General features: G+C 64.5%; 16 protein-coding genes and 1 tRNA gene. 6 read left to right on the forward strand and 11 right to left on the reverse strand.

The genetic code is table 11. The features are described 5' to 3' along the window. Positions 1-13: 13 nt before the first annotated feature. Together ROZ00_10340 and ispB are read right to left on the reverse strand one after the other, a co-directional pair. Positions 14-90: transfer RNA gene (locus ROZ00_10340), tRNA-Pro, on the reverse strand. Positions 91-157: 67 nt separating this feature from the next. Beyond that, the gene (ispB, locus tag ROZ00_10345) at positions 158-1,126 is read right to left on the reverse strand and encodes an octaprenyl diphosphate synthase (protein MDT3736616.1); all 969 of its coding nucleotides are present in this window, start codon (positions 1,124-1,126) and stop codon (positions 158-160) included. A 141-nt stretch (positions 1,127-1,267) separates the two neighbouring features. Between ispB and rplU the strand changes: the two genes are divergently transcribed. The 4 genes from rplU to proB are packed head-to-tail and all read left to right on the forward strand — an operon-like array spanning position 1,268 to position 4,074. Beyond that, complete coding sequence (rplU, locus tag ROZ00_10350) at positions 1,268-1,579, forward strand: 50S ribosomal protein L21 (GenBank protein MDT3736617.1); 312 nt, start codon at positions 1,268-1,270, stop codon at positions 1,577-1,579. Positions 1,580-1,594: 15 nt separating this feature from the next. After that, on the forward strand, positions 1,595-1,855 hold the full coding sequence (gene rpmA, locus ROZ00_10355) for a 50S ribosomal protein L27 (protein MDT3736618.1): 261 nt from the start codon (positions 1,595-1,597) through the stop codon (positions 1,853-1,855). Between the two features lie 55 nt (positions 1,856-1,910). Further along, entirely contained in the window at positions 1,911-2,975 is a 1,065-nt protein-coding gene (obgE, locus tag ROZ00_10360; protein MDT3736619.1) for a GTPase ObgE, read from the forward strand. Beyond that, the gene (gene proB, locus ROZ00_10365) at positions 2,959-4,074 is read left to right on the forward strand and encodes a glutamate 5-kinase (protein MDT3736620.1); all 1,116 of its coding nucleotides are present in this window, start codon (positions 2,959-2,961) and stop codon (positions 4,072-4,074) included. The genes obgE and proB overlap by 17 nt, the downstream gene beginning before the upstream one ends. 107 nt (positions 4,075-4,181) lie before the next feature. Here proB and ROZ00_10370 read toward each other — a convergent pair whose 3' ends face one another. The 7 genes from ROZ00_10370 to rpe all read right to left on the reverse strand — a co-directional run bounded on the left by ROZ00_10370 (position 4,182) and on the right by rpe (position 10,934). Beyond that, a complete protein-coding gene (locus ROZ00_10370) occupies positions 4,182-5,333 on the reverse strand; it encodes a porin (protein ID MDT3736621.1) in 1,152 nt (383 codons plus the stop codon). Positions 5,334-5,547: 214 nt separating this feature from the next. After that, on the reverse strand, positions 5,548-6,336 hold the full coding sequence (gene trpC, locus ROZ00_10375) for an indole-3-glycerol phosphate synthase TrpC (protein MDT3736622.1): 789 nt from the start codon (positions 6,334-6,336) through the stop codon (positions 5,548-5,550). After that, a complete protein-coding gene (gene trpD / locus ROZ00_10380; GenBank protein ID MDT3736623.1) occupies positions 6,333-7,358 on the reverse strand; it encodes an anthranilate phosphoribosyltransferase in 1,026 nt (341 codons plus the stop codon). Before trpD ends, trpC begins: the two co-directional genes overlap by 4 nt. After that, complete coding sequence (locus ROZ00_10385) at positions 7,355-7,924, reverse strand: aminodeoxychorismate/anthranilate synthase component II (protein ID MDT3736624.1); 570 nt, start codon at positions 7,922-7,924, stop codon at positions 7,355-7,357. The genes trpD and ROZ00_10385 overlap by 4 nt, the downstream gene beginning before the upstream one ends. Positions 7,925-7,935: 11 nt before the next feature. After that, on the reverse strand, positions 7,936-9,411 hold the full coding sequence (gene trpE, locus ROZ00_10390) for an anthranilate synthase component I (GenBank protein ID MDT3736625.1): 1,476 nt from the start codon (positions 9,409-9,411) through the stop codon (positions 7,936-7,938). 165 nt (positions 9,412-9,576) lie between these two features. After that, positions 9,577-10,251 (reverse strand): phosphoglycolate phosphatase, encoded by a 675-nt coding sequence (locus tag ROZ00_10395; protein MDT3736626.1) that lies wholly within the window; start codon positions 10,249-10,251, stop codon positions 9,577-9,579. Further along, positions 10,251-10,934, reverse strand: a complete 684-nt coding sequence (gene rpe, locus ROZ00_10400) for a ribulose-phosphate 3-epimerase (protein ID MDT3736627.1) — start codon at positions 10,932-10,934, stop codon at positions 10,251-10,253. Before rpe ends, ROZ00_10395 begins: the two co-directional genes overlap by 1 nt. A gap of 112 nt (positions 10,935-11,046) precedes the next feature. On the opposite strand from rpe, the gene apaG reads away from it, so the two are divergent. Next, positions 11,047-11,430, forward strand: a complete 384-nt coding sequence (gene apaG, locus ROZ00_10405; protein ID MDT3736628.1) for a Co2+/Mg2+ efflux protein ApaG — start codon at positions 11,047-11,049, stop codon at positions 11,428-11,430. A gap of 7 nt (positions 11,431-11,437) precedes the next feature. Beyond that, complete coding sequence (locus ROZ00_10410; GenBank protein ID MDT3736629.1) at positions 11,438-12,034, forward strand: class I SAM-dependent methyltransferase; 597 nt, start codon at positions 11,438-11,440, stop codon at positions 12,032-12,034. A gap of 3 nt (positions 12,035-12,037) precedes the next feature. Here ROZ00_10410 and ROZ00_10415 read toward each other — a convergent pair whose 3' ends face one another. Further along, positions 12,038-12,811, reverse strand: coding sequence for a hypothetical protein (locus ROZ00_10415; protein ID MDT3736630.1), 774 nt, complete (start codon positions 12,809-12,811; stop codon positions 12,038-12,040). Between the two features lie 135 nt (positions 12,812-12,946). Then, complete coding sequence (locus tag ROZ00_10420; GenBank protein ID MDT3736631.1) at positions 12,947-14,875, reverse strand: adenylate/guanylate cyclase domain-containing protein; 1,929 nt, start codon at positions 14,873-14,875, stop codon at positions 12,947-12,949. Between the last annotated feature and the right edge of the window lie 5 nt (positions 14,876-14,880).

A 14,880-nucleotide genomic window follows, 5' to 3' on the forward strand; every position in this document is an offset into this window, starting at 1 on the left:
GCGATGTTAGGATTGGTCGGGGTGAGAGGATTTGAACCTCCGACTCCTGCGTCCCGAACGCAGTACTCTACCAGGCTGAGCTACACCCCGACGTCTTGGCTGGGCACTATGGGCAACCGCCAGCCGAAACGAATGCAGCCGCGACCGCGCCTTCAAATCAGAAGTCGCGTGCGACTGCAAACGATGCCAATTGTACCAGAGAATCCCTGAATGGCGAAGCCGGCAGCGGTACTACGGCCTCTAGCGCAAGCCTTGCCTCGGCCTCGGCATGACGCCGCGTCTCGTCCAGTGCCCCCGTGGCACGAATCGCCCCCAGCACCCCCGGCAATGACTCGCGCCCGCCTTCCTCGATGGCGTGGCGCACGCAGGCCGACTGCTCGGCGCTGCCGTGCTTCATGGCGTGGATCAGCGGCAGCGTCGGCTTGCCCTCTGCCAGATCGTCGCCGAGGTGCTTGCCGGTGGCCGCCTCGTCGCCGGAATAATCCAGTACGTCGTCGACCAGTTGAAAGGCCGTGCCCAGATGCATGCCGTAGCGCGCCATGCCTTCCTCGATTGCCGCTGGAGCGCCGGAAAGAATGGCGCCCAGGCGCGCCGCCGCCTCAAACAGTTTGGCCGTCTTGTAGCGGATCACCTGCAGGTACTGCGGGATGTCGACATCGGCGTTATGGCAATTGAGCAGCTGCAGCACTTCGCCTTCGGCGATGGTATTGGTGGCGTCGGCCAGCACCTGCTGGATGCGCATGCTGCCCACCGATACCATCATCTGGAAGGCACGGGAGTAAAGGAAATCCCCCACCAACACCGAAGCGGCGTTACCGAAAAGGGCATTGGCAGTTTGGTTGCCGCGGCGCAATTCGGACTCGTCCACCACATCGTCGTGCAGGAGGGTAGCGGTATGAATGAACTCCACCACCGCTGCCAGTTCCTGATGGTGGGTGCCGCGGTAGCCCAGCGCACCTGCCGAGAAAAGTACCAGAGCCGGGCGAAGCCGCTTGCCGCCGGCGCCGATGATGTATTCGGCCACTTGGCGGATCAGGACAACGTCGGAGTGCAGCCGGTCGCGGATGACCGCATCCACCGCCCGCATGTCGGCGGCGATCGGCTCGTAAAGGATTTCGAGGCTCAAGGCTGGGGCAATTACGGGAAAAGCGGCATGGTAGGGGGGCGCCCGGGCGGCGTCAAGCAAGGCAAATTTCCTTTTGACTCTAACACCTTGCATATGTATAATGCTCGGTCCTGTTGCAACACGAACCACACGGAGTCCATCATGTATGCGGTCATAAAAACCGGCGGCAAGCAGTATCGCGTCGCGGCCGGCGAAAAACTGAAAATAGAACAGATACCGGCAGAAGTGGGCGCTGAAATCACCCTCGACCAGGTCCTCATGGTCGGAGATGGCGAGTCGGTGAAAATCGGCGCGCCGCTGGTGCAAGGCGCTTCTGTCAAGGCGAAAGTCCTCGCCCAGGGCCGGCACGACAAAGTGAAGATCTTCAAGATGCGCCGGCGCAAGCACTACCAGAAGCACCAGGGCCACCGGCAGAACTTCACCGAAATCCAGATTTCCGGCATTTCGGCGTAAGCAAGGAGCAGACACATGGCACATAAAAAAGCAGGCGGCAGCTCGCGCAACGGCCGCGACTCGCAATCCAAGCGCCTCGGCGTGAAGCGCTACGGCGGCATGCTGATCAACGCCGGCAGCATCATCGTGCGCCAGCGCGGCACCCAGTTCCACGCCGGCGACAACGTCGGCATGGGCCGCGACCACACGCTGTTCGCCAAGGTCACCGGCACGGTCGAATTCACGATCAAGGGCGCCGAGAGGCGCAAGACCGTGAACATCGTCCCGGCCGCCTAAGCAACCCGGTCGCCGCGACACAAAGCCCTGCCGTCGCGGCAGGGCTTTTTTTATTATGAAATTCTTCGACGAGGCGAAAATCGAGGTCGTTGCCGGCGATGGCGGCAATGGCGCGGCCACCTTCCGGCGCGAGAAGTACGTGCCGAAGGGCGGGCCGTCGGGCGGCGATGGCGGCCGCGGCGGCAGTATCTACGCCATAGCCGACCGCAACCTCAACACGCTCATCGATTTCCGCTACACGCGCATCTTCCGCGCCGAGCGCGGCGAGAACGGCATGAGCTCGGATTGCTACGGCCGCGGCGGCGAAGACCTCGTCCTGCGCATGCCGGTCGGTACGGTCATCAGCGACCTCGAGACCGGAGAGGTAGTCGCCGACCTCGACCATGACGGCAAGAAGGCCCTCATCGCTCAAGGCGGCCAGGGCGGGCTCGGCAACATCCATTTCAAGTCGAGCACCAACCGCGCGCCGAAGCAGTGCACGCCCGGCACGCCGGGTGAGCGGCGCAACCTCAAGCTGGAGCTCAGGGTGCTGGCCGACGTCGGCCTGCTCGGCCTGCCCAACGCCGGCAAGTCCACCTTCATCCGCGCCGTTTCCTCGGCCCGGCCGAAGGTCGCCGACTACCCCTTTACTACGTTGCACCCGAACCTCGGCGTCGTGCGCGTCGACACCAACCGCAGCTTCGTCGTTGCCGACATCCCCGGCCTCATCGAGGGTGCGGCGGAGGGCGCCGGCCTTGGCCACCAGTTCCTGCGCCACCTGCAGCGCACCCATCTGTTGCTGCACATCGTGGACATCGCCCCCTTCGATCCTGGCGCCGATCCCGTGCACGATGCCCGCGCCATCCTTGACGAGCTGATGAAATACGATCCGGCACTGCATGAAAAGCCGCGCTGGCTAGTCGCCAACAAGCTCGACCTGCTGCCGGAGGGCGAACGCGAGGCGCGCCTCGCCGCCCTGCTCGCCGGCTACGGCCCGGTCGAGCGCCACTTCGCCATCTCCGCCATCAACGGCGCCGGATGCCGCGAGCTGACTTTCGCTATCATGGAGCACATCGAAAAGCAGAAGGCGGCGGCACCTGCTGCGCCGGACGAAAAGCATGTCGATGAGACAGAGAATTAGCCAGGCCCGCCGGCTGGTCGTCAAGGTCGGCAGCGCGCTGGTCACCAACAACGGCACCGGCCTGGCCATCGACTACCTCGGCGAGCTGGCGCGGCAGATCGCCCGCCTGCGCGAAGATGGCCGCGAGGTGCTGTTAGTTTCCAGCGGCGCCATCGCCGCCGGCATGCAGCGCCTTGGCTGGGCAACCCGCCCGCACGCCATGCACGAGCTGCAGGCCGCCGCCGCGGTAGGTCAGATGGGTTTGGCCCAGGCCTACGAAACCTGTTTCACCCAGTACGGTCTGAAAACCGCACAAATCCTGCTTACGCACGAGGACCTTGCCGACCGGCTGCGCTACCTCAACGCCCGCTCGACACTATCCGCCCTGCTCCAGCTCGGCGTCGTTCCCATCATCAACGAGAACGACACCGTCGTCACCGACGAGATCAAGTTCGGCGACAACGATACGCTGGGGGCGCTGGTCGCCAACCTAGTGGAGGCCGAGGCGCTCGTCATCCTCACCGACCAGGCCGGCCTGTACACCGCCGACCCGCGCAAGGATCCTGCCGCAACGCTCGTCGCCCAACATCGTGCCGACGACGCGGCACTGGAAGCCATGGCCGGCGGCGCCGGCTCGGGCATTTCCAAAGGTGGCATGATCACCAAAGTGCGGGCAGCACAGCGCGCCGCCCGCAGCGGCGCCGATACCCTGATCGCCAGCGGCCGCGAGGCCGACGTCCTGCCGCGGCTGTCGCGAGGCGAAGCGCTCGGCACCCTCCTCGTCGCTTCCTCCACGCCGTTGGCGGCACGCAAGCAGTGGCTGGCCGACCATCTCCAGTTGGCCGGCAGCCTGATTCTCGACGCAGGGGCGGCAAAGGCCCTGGCTTCAGGCAAGAGCCTGCTGCCGATCGGCGTCACCGCAGTGGAAGGGGAATTCGAACGCGGCGCGGCAGTCGCCTGCCGCAGCGCAGACGGCCGCGAAATCGCCCGCGGCCTGGTCAATTACTCCAGTTCGGAAGCGCGCCGCATCGCAGGCCAGCCCAGTTCGGAGATCGAGACCCTTCTCGGCTACCTCGACGAGCCGGAGCTGATCCACCGCAACAACCTCGTCCTGCTCTAGCGGCATCCCGGCCGGGTCGCCACCCTATTCTTTTTCCGGATTACAAATAAAAAACGGCCGCCCGAAGGCGGCCGTTTCGAGACTTGCTAATTGACTCGGAGAGTCGCTTAGAAGTTGTGGGCCATGCCGAAGTACCACTGGCGGGAATCCTCGCCACCGGCACCGGACGTGGCGGTCGCGCCGTTCGCGCCGAGGCCGAACATGTCGTAGGCGCCCATGCTGTTGTTGTTGACCTTGGTGTAGAACACGCCGGCCGAAGTGCGCTTCGAGAAGGCGTAGTCGTAGCCAAGCATCCACTGATGGGCTTTGTAGTCGCCGCCGGTACCCGCGGCGATGGCGGAGCCGCTGTGGCTGCCGGCACGGGCGTACTGGCCGTAGACCTTGTGCGGGCCCCAGGCATAGCTGACCGGGATGGTCCAGGCATTGCGGGCGGCGCGGAAGCTGGCGCCGCCGTTCACGCCGGTGTCGAGCGAGCTGCGATCCCAGGCGAAGCCGATCTTCAGGCCCATGGCGAAGGTGTAGCCCACCCAGGCACGGGTGCTGCGCTGGTCGTTCTCGGCGGCGCCGTTGACCTGGCTTTCCGCGTTGGAGTTCCAGTAGCTCAGGCCGGCGGTCCAGGGGCCGTTGTTGTAGCGCACGGCACCGGTCCAGGAACGGCCGGCACCGGGGTCGCCGTTGGCGCGGTTGGTGTTGCCTTCGGTCGTGCCAGCGCCGGAACCAGTGGTGGAGTAGCCGAGGCGGGCGGTGAAGCCGTTCCAGTTCGGGCTGTCCCACATCAGCAGGTTCGGGGTACGGGTGCCGTTGCCCATGGTGGCCAGGACAGCGCCGTTCCAGACTTGCGACATGATGCCGTTGCCGACCAGGGTCTGCAGGGAGCCGGCACGGTTGCCGCCGATGGCGCCGTCGAGTTCGCCGTAGTGCACATCCCAGCGGCCGATGGTGAATTTACCCCAGCTGCCCATGAAGCCGGCGCCGGTGTTACCGGTCATGCCGATGCCACCCATGTCGTTGCCGTAGCGCATGTCCATCTGCGCCCAGGCCTTCAGACCGCCGCCGAGATCCTCGTTGACGTTGAAGATGATGCGGGAGGACTGGTCGGAGACGCGCGATTCGCTGTCGTGGCCGGTGAAGCCGCCGCCGGACAGCTTGTAGCTTTCCCAACCGGTCGCAACACGGCCGGAAATCGTAACGTTGGTCTGCGCCAGAGCCGGAACGGCGAGCAGGCCGGCCACTGCAGCAGCGATGAGTTTCTTTTGCATTGTGTGAATCTCCTCTTTGTTTGAGAGTTCGGCAGGTTGCTCCGGCGCCATGTGCACATCCCGTACTGCACCGTTACTCCCCGCCTGCCTTGCTTCCCGCGAATCTGAGAAGTCGCGGTCATTGTGCCTATCCTGCCCGGGAAGGAGCAAGGAAAAAGGCGCTTTTCAGAGGAGTGTAGGCCAAGGTTGTTGCTTTTTTGCAACAGGGATTTTTCTACCCAAACAGAGCGGAGAGCGCAGCCCCCGGGTCGTCGGCCCGCATGAACGCCTCTCCAACCAAAAATGCTTTTACATCATTGGCTTGCATGATAACCACATCCGCCGGTGCGATGATGCCCGATTCGGTTACGACAGTGCGGCCCGGCGGCATGCGGGCAAGCAGGTCCAAGGTAACCTGCAATGAGACTTCAAATGTGCGCAGGTTACGGTTGTTGATGCCGATGAGCGGGGTCTTGAGGCGTAGGGCAACATCAAGTTCGGCGGCGTCGTGCACCTCGACCAGCACTGCCATGCCCAGTTCATGGGCGAGGGCCTCCAGTTCCAGCAATAGCGGCAATTCCAGCGCCGCCACGATGAGCAGGATGCAGTCGGCTCCCATGGCGCGCGCCTCGACCACCTGGTAAGGGTCGATGATGAAGTCCTTGCGCAGCACCGGCAGCGCACAGGCTGCACGCGCCTCCTGCAGGTATTCGGGCGCACCCTGGAAGAACTGGCGGTCTGTGAGCACCGACAGGCAAGCGGCGCCATGCGCGGCGTAACTGCGCGCGATCTCGCCGGGGCGGAAATCCGACCGGATGACGCCCTTCGAGGGGCTGGCCTTCTTGATCTCGGCGATCACCGCCGTCTTGCCGAGACTGACTTTTGCGCGGATGGCGCCGACGAAGTCGCGCGGCGGCGACTGCAGGAGCGCCTCGGCATGCAGCGCCGCCAGCGTCTTCCGTGTCTGCGCGGCGGCGACTTCCTCGCGCTTGACGGCGAGGATCTTCTGCAGGATGTCGCTCATTTGAAGCGCTGCGTATAGGCGACGAACTGGTCGAGCTTGGCACGCGCCGCGCCGCTTGCGATGGCCTCGCGCGCCCGGGCGATGCCGTCGGCGACCGAGGCAGCAACGTTGGCGGCGTAAAGCGCGGCACCGGCGTTGAGGGTGACGATCTCGCGCGGCGTGCCCGGCGTGTCGGCGAGCGCCTCGAGCACCATCTCCTTCGACTCGGCGGCGCCGGCGACGCGGAGCCCCCGATTGGAGACCATCTGCAGGCCGTAGTCCTCGGGGTGGATCTCGTACTCGGTGATCTCGCCGTTCTTCAGTTCGCCGACCATGGTGGCGGCGCCGAGCGAGATCTCGTCCATGCCGTCCTTCCCCCACACCACCATGACGTGGTCGGCGCCGAGCTGCTGCATGACGCGCACCTGGATGCCGACGAGGTCGGGATGGAACACCCCCATCAGGGTGTTGGGCGCGCCGGCCGGGTTGGTCAGCGGCCCGAGGATATTGAAGATGGTGCGCACGCCCATCTCGCGCCGCACCGGCGCGACGTTCTTCATGGCCGGGTGGTGGTTGGGGGCGAACATGAAGCCCATGCCGGTGGCCTGGATGCACTCGGCCACCTGCGGCGCCGTGAGGTCGATCTTCGCGCCGAGCGCCTCCAGCACGTCGGCCGAGCCGGACTTGGAGGAGACGCTGCGGTTGCCGTGCTTGGCCACCGTGGCGCCGGCCGCGGCGGCGACGAAGGCCGAGGCGGTGGAGATGTTGAAGGTGTGGGCCGAATCGCCGCCGGTGCCGACGATGTCGACGAAATGCGGGTTGTGCGGCGTCTCGACGCGGGTGCACAGTTCGCGCATCACCTTCGCCGCGGCCGAGATCTCGCCGATGGTCTCCTTCTTCACGCGCAGGCCGGTGAGGATGGCGGCAACCATCAGCGGCGTGATCTCGCCGCCCATGATCTGCCGCATCAGGTGCAGCATCTCGTCGTGGAAAATCTCGCGGTGTTCGATGGTGCGCTGCAGGGCTTCCTGTGGGGTGATCATTTTGCTTGCTCCAGAAAGTTCTTCAATAAACGGTGGCCATGTTCGCTGAGGATGGATTCGGGGTGGAACTGCACGCCCTCGACCTGAAAATCCTTGTGGCGCACACCCATGATTTCGCCGTCCTCGGTCCAAGCCGTCACTTCGAGGCAGGCGGGCAGCGAGGCGCGGTCGATGGCGAGCGAGTGGTAGCGCGTGGCCGTGAAGGGGTTGGGCAGGCCGCGGAAGACGCCGGTGTCGGCGTGATGCACCGGCGAAGTCTTGCCGTGCATGAGCTGGCGGGCATGGACGATTCTGCCGCCGAAGGCCGCGCCGATGCTCTGGTGGCCAAGGCAGACGCCGAGCAGCGGCACATTGCCGGCGAAAGCCTGGATCGCCGCCACCGAGATGCCGGCCTCGGCAGGGGAACAAGGTCCGGGCGAGACGACAAGGCGGTCGGGCTTGAGTGCGGCAATGCCCTCGACCGTGATCTCGTCGTTGCGGAAGACGCGCACGTCCTCGCCCAGTTCTCCGAAGTACTGCACGAGGTTGTAGGTGAAGGAGTCGTAGTTATCGATCATCAGCAGCATGGCCGTCCCCCTCAATCCAGGCGCGTGTCGAGGCCCGACTCGGCCATCTCGGCGGCGCGCAACTGGGCGCGAGCCTTGTTCTGCGTCTCCTGCCACTCGGAGGCCGGATCGGAGTCGGCGACGATGCCGGCACCGGCCTGGACGTGGATGCGGCCGTCTTTGATCACCGCGGTGCGAATGGCGATGGCGAGGTCCATGTCGCCGTGGAAGCCGAGGTAGCCCACCGCGCCGGCGTAGATGCCGCGCTTGACCGGCTCCAACTCGTCGATGATCTCCATCGCCCGCACCTTGGGCGCGCCCGACACCGTTCCGGCCGGGAAGGTGGCACGCAGCACCGCCAGCGCGTCGAGTTCGGGCTTGAGCCGGCCCTCGACGTTGGAGACGATGTGCATCACGTGCGAGTAGCGCTCGATGACGAACTGCTCCGTCACCTTCACGGTGCCGGCCTGCGCCACGCGGCCGACGTCGTTGCGGCCGAGGTCGAGCAGCATGAGGTGCTCGGCGCGTTCCTTCTCGTCGGCCAGGAGTTCGGCGGCGAGCGCCTCGTCCTCCTCGACTGTTTTGCCCCGCTTGCGCGTGCCGGCGATCGGCCGCAGGGTGACGCTTCCGTCCTCCAGCCGCACGAGGATCTCCGGCGAGGCGCCGACGACGTGGAAGTCCTCGAAGTCGAAGTAGAACATGTAGGGCGAGGGGTTCAGCGTGCGCAGCGCGCGGTAGAGCGCCAGCGGCGTCGCGGCATAGGGCTTCGACATGCGCTGCGAGAGCACCACCTGCATGATGTCGCCGTCGACGATGTACTGCTTGGCGCGCGCCACGGCCTGCTTGAAGGCCTCCTCGCCGAAGGAAGAGACGGCCGCCTGCGGCGAAGCCGGTTGTTCTGCCGGAATCACCGCCGGTTCGCGCAGGCGCGCCAGCAGTTCCTTCAGGCGCGCCTGGGCGCGCCTGAAGGCGCCGGGCACGCCGGGCTCGGCGTACACCACCAGGGTCAGCTTGCCGGAGAGGTTGTCGACGACGGCGATCTCCTCGGAGAGCAGCAGCAGGACGTCGGGCGTGCCGAGCTCGTCCGGTTTCTGTGCTCTCGCGAGCTTCGGCTCGATGTAGCGCACCGTGTCGTAGCCGAAGCAGCCGACGAGACCGCCGCAGAAACGCGGCAGGCCGGCGCGCGGCGCCAGCCTGAAGCGCGCCATGTATTCGCCGACGAAGGCGAGCGGGTCGCAGTCGTCGCGCCGCTCGGCGATGCGGTTGCCGGTCAGCACCATGACGTTGCGGCCATAGGCGGCGATGCGCGTCGGCGCGGACAGGCCGATGAAGGAATAGCGGCCGAAGCGCTCGCCGCCCTGCACGGATTCGAGCAGGTAGGTGTAGGCGCTATCGGCCAGCTTCAGGTAGATCGAGAGGGGTGTATCGAGGTCGGCGAAGGTTTCCAGGGTCACCGGAATGCGGTTATAGCCCTGGGCGGCCAACTGATTGAATTCGGCTTCGGTCATCATGACTCCACAACTTGAACTGCAGGAACAACGCAGGCGCAAACACAAAAGGCGCCCGCCGCTTGCGACGATCAGTCAGGCAAGCGACGCCAGGGCCAAGCCTCCCCGCCGACGGCGTATTTCCTCACGCGTTTCAAGTTCCTGTGGAGCACGATGCTTGCTGTTTCAGATTTCCGTATTCAGGCTCGGAATGCGGCTCGCCGCCTCCTCGAGGGTTGCCACTATAGCATCGGCGCCGAGATCGCGCACGTCCTCGCCCTCGCTGTAGCCGTAAGGCACGCAGAACACAGGGCAGCCGGCGGCGCGCGCGCCGGCAACGTCGTTGCGCGAATCACCGACCACCAGCGCCTCGGCGGGAACGATGCCGAAGCGCTCGCAAAGATGCAGGAAGGGCAGCGGGTGCGGCTTCTTTTCCGCCAGCGTGTCGCCGCTCACCGTCATGTCTAGCAGCGCTGCCAGACCGGTGGCGGCCAGCAGCTGCTCGGTGAAGGCGGCGGCCTTGTTGGTGACGCAGGCGGTCTTCAGCCCCGCCCCGCGCATCGCCCGCAGGCCTTCCAGAACGCCCGGATAGATGCGGGTCTTGCGGCCGTTTACGGCGGCGTAGTGGCGCTTGAACACCGCCAGGGCCTCGCGCACCTCGGGGGCGTCCGATTCGCCCGGGTAGCCAAGGCAGCGGCCGACGAGGTTGGGAATGCCCTTGCCGACGAAATCGCGGATGGTGCCAGCCGGCAAAGTCAGCCGCCCCAGCTCGGCAAGCATGGCGTTGGCCGCGTCGGCGAGGTCGGGTACGGTGTCGAGCAGGGTGCCGTCGAGGTCGATGAGGACAGCGCGAATGGGCATCAGACCTTGGCCAGCTCCGCGCGCAGGGCGGCGATGATGGAGTTGTAGCGATGGGGATCACCGTCCTTGCCGGCACCGAAGACGGCGGAACCGGCGACGAAGGTGTCGACGCCGGCCTCGGCCACCTCGCGGATATTGGCCGGGCCGACGCCGCCGTCGATTTCCAGGCTGACGTTCAGCTTGCGCGCGTCGATCATCTTGCGCACCTGTCGCGCCTTGTCGAGGACGTGGGGAATGAACTTCTGTCCGCCGAAGCCGGGGTTCACCGACATCAGCAGCACCATGTCGAGCTTGTCGAGCGTCCACTCCAGCACATCGAGCGGCGTTGCCGGGTTGAAGACCAGGCCCGGCTTGCAGCCCGCTTCGCGAATGAGGGCGATGGTGCGGTCGATATGCTCGGACGCCTCCGGGTGGAAGGTGATGAAGGTGGCGCCCGCCTTGGCGAAGTCGGGAATGATGCGATCCACCGGCTTGACCATCAGGTGCACGTCGATGGGCGCGGTGACGCCGTGCTTCCTCAACGCCTCGCAGACCAGCGGGCCGATGGTCAGGTTGGGCACGTAATGGTTGTCCATCACGTCGAAGTGCACGATGTCGGCGCCGGACTTGAGGACGTTGTCAACCTCCTCGCCCAGCTTGGCGAAGTTGGCGGACAGAATGCTCGGTGCGATGCGGTAGGTCATGGCGGCTCCCCTTTTGACCGAATGATTTTAAACGGATTCGAACCGCCCGCCGGCTAAAAGAAATTATGGCAGCCATAAGCCGGCCTCCCTGCCGCGACCCTATAATGGCCGCATGGCAGAAAGCAAGAAGTACGAGATCAGCGTCACGGCGGAAACGCAGTATCTGGCCGACCAGTCCGACCCGGAGGACGGACGCTACGTCTTCGCCTACAACATCACTATCCTCAACACCGGCAACATTGCCGCCCAACTGATTTCCCGCCACTGGCTCATCAACGATGCCGAATCCCACGTGCAGGAAGTGCGTGGCCTCGGCGTGGTCGGCCACCAGCCCCTGCTCAAGCCGGGTGAGCGCTTCGAATACACCAGCGGCTGCGTCCTCACCACGCCCGTCGGCACCATGCGCGGCAGCTACCAGATGGTGGCGGAAGACGGCACCCAGTTCGAGGCACCGATCGCCGAGTTCACCCTGGCGATGCCGCGCGTCCTGCATTAAGTTCACCGTGTCGCTGAAGCACAGCTACACCATCATCGCCCCCTTCTACGATGCCTTCCTCGACGCCGCCACGCGCGGTGCGCGGCGGAAAAGCCTGTCCCACCTCGCGGCGGAACCACCACGTGATGTCCTCGTGAATGGAATCGGTACCGGCCTGGATCTACCCCACCTGCCGCCGCAGCACCGCTACACCGGGCTCGATCTGACACGCGCCATGCTGAAGCAGGCGCTGCCACGGGCCGCAGCGCTGAATTTCTGCCCGGTACAGGGCGATGCCCAGCGGCTGCCTTTCGCGGACGACAGCTTCGACACCGTCGTGTTGCACCTGATTCTGGCCGTAGTGCCTGTTCCGGCGCGCTGCCTGCAAGAGTCAGCCCGCGTGACACGGCGCGGCGGAAGCCTCCTGGTCTTCGACAAGTTCCTCAAACCCGGTGAGCGGGCACGCTGGAAGCGTGCCTTGAATCCGCTCGCGCGGCGCATTGCGACCAGGCTGGACGTGGTGTTCGAGGAAATGCTTGCCCAAGCGCCGGCTCTCCTACTGCAGGGGGATGATCCGGCACTGGCAGGCGGATGGTTCAGGCTTATGCGCCTGAAAAAACTTTAAGTTTCAGTAGGGTCCGGCCAATTCCCGCAGGCGCGAATCATTCGGCCGCTCAGTAGCGGCGTGGCGCCAGTACTTGCGTGCCTCGTCGCGCAGTTCCTTTTGTTCGAGCCAGGCTGCATAGATGACCTGTTCGGAGAGCGTCGCTCCCACCCCGGGCCGCAGGTTTTCGGCATCCGCTCTCAATTCCAGGCTGGCCAACGTAAATTGAGCCGAGTTGCTGATGGATTGACCATTGGCCGCCTTGCCCGTGACCAGCCAGCGATAGCGGATACCGGATTTCAAGCGCACATTTCCGGGCAATACAAAGGATTCACCACCCACTTCGCGTTCTAGCAGACGCTTTCCCTTGTCGTCGAACAGTTCGAAGCGCACCAGCGTGCCGGCATGCACCCCCTTCCAGCGAAACTCGGGCCACTCATCCAGCGTCACCGTATCGGCCAGCGTAAGCAGGCGCAGCTTAGCCTGATCCTGCATGCTGCGCATCAGCACCGCCCCCTGATTGATATTGATCGGGCTGATGCGAATGGCCTTGCCTCCTCCGAAGCGCGTACTGCGCCGCTCGGGCTGCTCGCCGGAAAGCGCCACGGCCTGGGCGGCACGAATGTGCACCAGCGACGGCCCGCGGAAATCAAACTCCTCCCCGGTCTTGAGGAAGACCAGCACCATGCGCGCCCCCGCATCGAGCTTGATACGCTGGTCGGTAGTGATTTCGTCGAGAATCGATGCGGTTCGCTTTTCGGTAACGAGGGAAGCCTCGCCCACGAGATCGGTGATCATCGCAACCGCGGATGTGGCTGTCTTCGCCGGTTGCGCGTGAGCAGGCAGCGCACTCGCTACACATGCCAGCAAGACAGCAGCGGCACGAAGTGTCTTCAACATCTGGATCTCCCTTCCTGTCTAGGTCTTGGATTGCTAGCCGGAGGACCGCCCCGCCTGCGCCGGCCAGCCATAGACTACCACCGGGGTATGTCCCTTCACCGGCTTTGCCCCCAGATTAACGAATCCCTCGGAGGAATCAAGCGCCTGCACCACGAACCCCGAACACACCAGCGGATAGCCTACTTCCTTGGTCAGGCTCTCGATTCGGGAGGCCAAGTTCACAGTATCGCCGATGGCGGTGTATTCGTGTCGCGCCGTCGAACCGACATGACCGACCACGGCATCGCCCGTATGCAATCCGATGCCGATGCGGATCGGCTTCTGTCCCTCCAGCATCAGCGACTCGTTCAGGCGAGCGAGTCGATTAAGCATTTCCTGCGCGGCCGCGACAGCCGCCGCAGAGGGATTCGGGAGGGACTTGGGCGCGCCAAAAAACGCCATGATGCCGTCCCCGATAAACTTATCCACCGTGCCTTCATGCTTGTGGATGGCGCCAGTGACTTCCTCGAAATAGCGGTTGAGCAGAGTAATCACCGCTTCCGGCGAGAGTGTCTCGCTGCGGGTAGTGAAATCGCGAATATCCGCGAACAGCACGCACAGCCCGCGTCGATCGCCGCCGAGGCTACCGGAAAGACGCCCGCCAACGATTTCGTCCATGATCTGCGGACTGACGTAAGCGCCAAAGGCCCGACGCAGCCGCAGCCGCTCGAGTGCATTCGCCGCCTGATCCGCCAGGGACCGGCCGATCAGGGCCAAGGACGCTGTGGCGAGCAGGCCACTCACTGGAAGGAAGTATCCCAGGCGTTGCAGTACCGTGGCGCCTGCAAACACTGCGGAAACCAACCCGGCTGTGACGAGGAGCGCCTGCAAGGGCTTGAGCGGCCACAGCCAAAACAAGGCGGCCAGCAGTGCCAGAAACGACGCCAGAAATGCCGGCAAGGGTTGAATCAGGGTGCCGCCCAGGATCGAGCGCAAAACCTGGGCGTGCACCAGCACCCCCGGCACGCGTCGATTGCCCGGATCATTCCATTTGAAAAGTTCCACCGGCTGCAGCTGTCTGTCCTCGAAGAGCGTGACACTGCCAATCAGCACCGGCTTACCAGCAAAGCTGCGTGCCAGTCTGTCGCTGTCTCCGGCCTCGATCCAGTCGAGCACCTCATGGAAGGGATGGTAGTCGAATGCTTCGCCACGGCTGAAATCGATCAATCCCCGCTTGGGCTCCACCTTCATGAGACGGGCCATCTGTCCCGATAGCGTGGCGACGGCGTGCCCCTCGACATCCAGCGCCTCGTCGAACCAGCGCACCGAGCCGTCTGCATCAAGCCGCCAGAGCGCATAGCCGGCGCCTTCCTTTCCGGCAGCGGACAAAAATGGCGGGTAGATGGGGCGCGTTGCACCTGTCGGCCCTATGGTCAGCCCGAACACAAGGGGGACCTGCCGACGGGCGTCGATGATGCCGCCAAGCAACTGACGGTCATAACCCGGAACGATGGTATTGAAGGAACGATCGGGCAGGATGATATCGACGCCCACTACGGCCGGGCGGGCGTTGGCCACGCCCCGGAGCAGCTTGCCGAGATGAGGGTGCCAAAGGGCGAGGGGTTCCGGCATCCGGGCAACGGTGGCTTCGTCGATGCCGATCACGACCACTTCCGGCGCGCCTGCCGGAAAATAATTCCTCAATAAACGGAATTGCTGGTCGATGATTTTGAGATCGGCAAGGGCGAATAGCCCGGACATGGACTGTAGTACGGCAAACAGAGCGATTGCGCCCAGCCCATACCACTTCCACTTCGGCGGCATCGGATTGGCGTGCGCGGATTGGCCGTTGGGGGAAACGTCGTTTCCGGATTGTGTGAAGTGTGAATTATTCAGGAACACCTCCGGGAAACGTGAGCCATTGCACGCATCAACCGGTACGTTTTGTGGCATCATAAACCAGCATTCAGGATAGGGGTTCAAATCAG

This window comes from Denitratisoma sp. (assembly GCA_032027165.1).
Lineage (GTDB): Bacteria > Pseudomonadota > Gammaproteobacteria > Burkholderiales > Rhodocyclaceae > Desulfobacillus.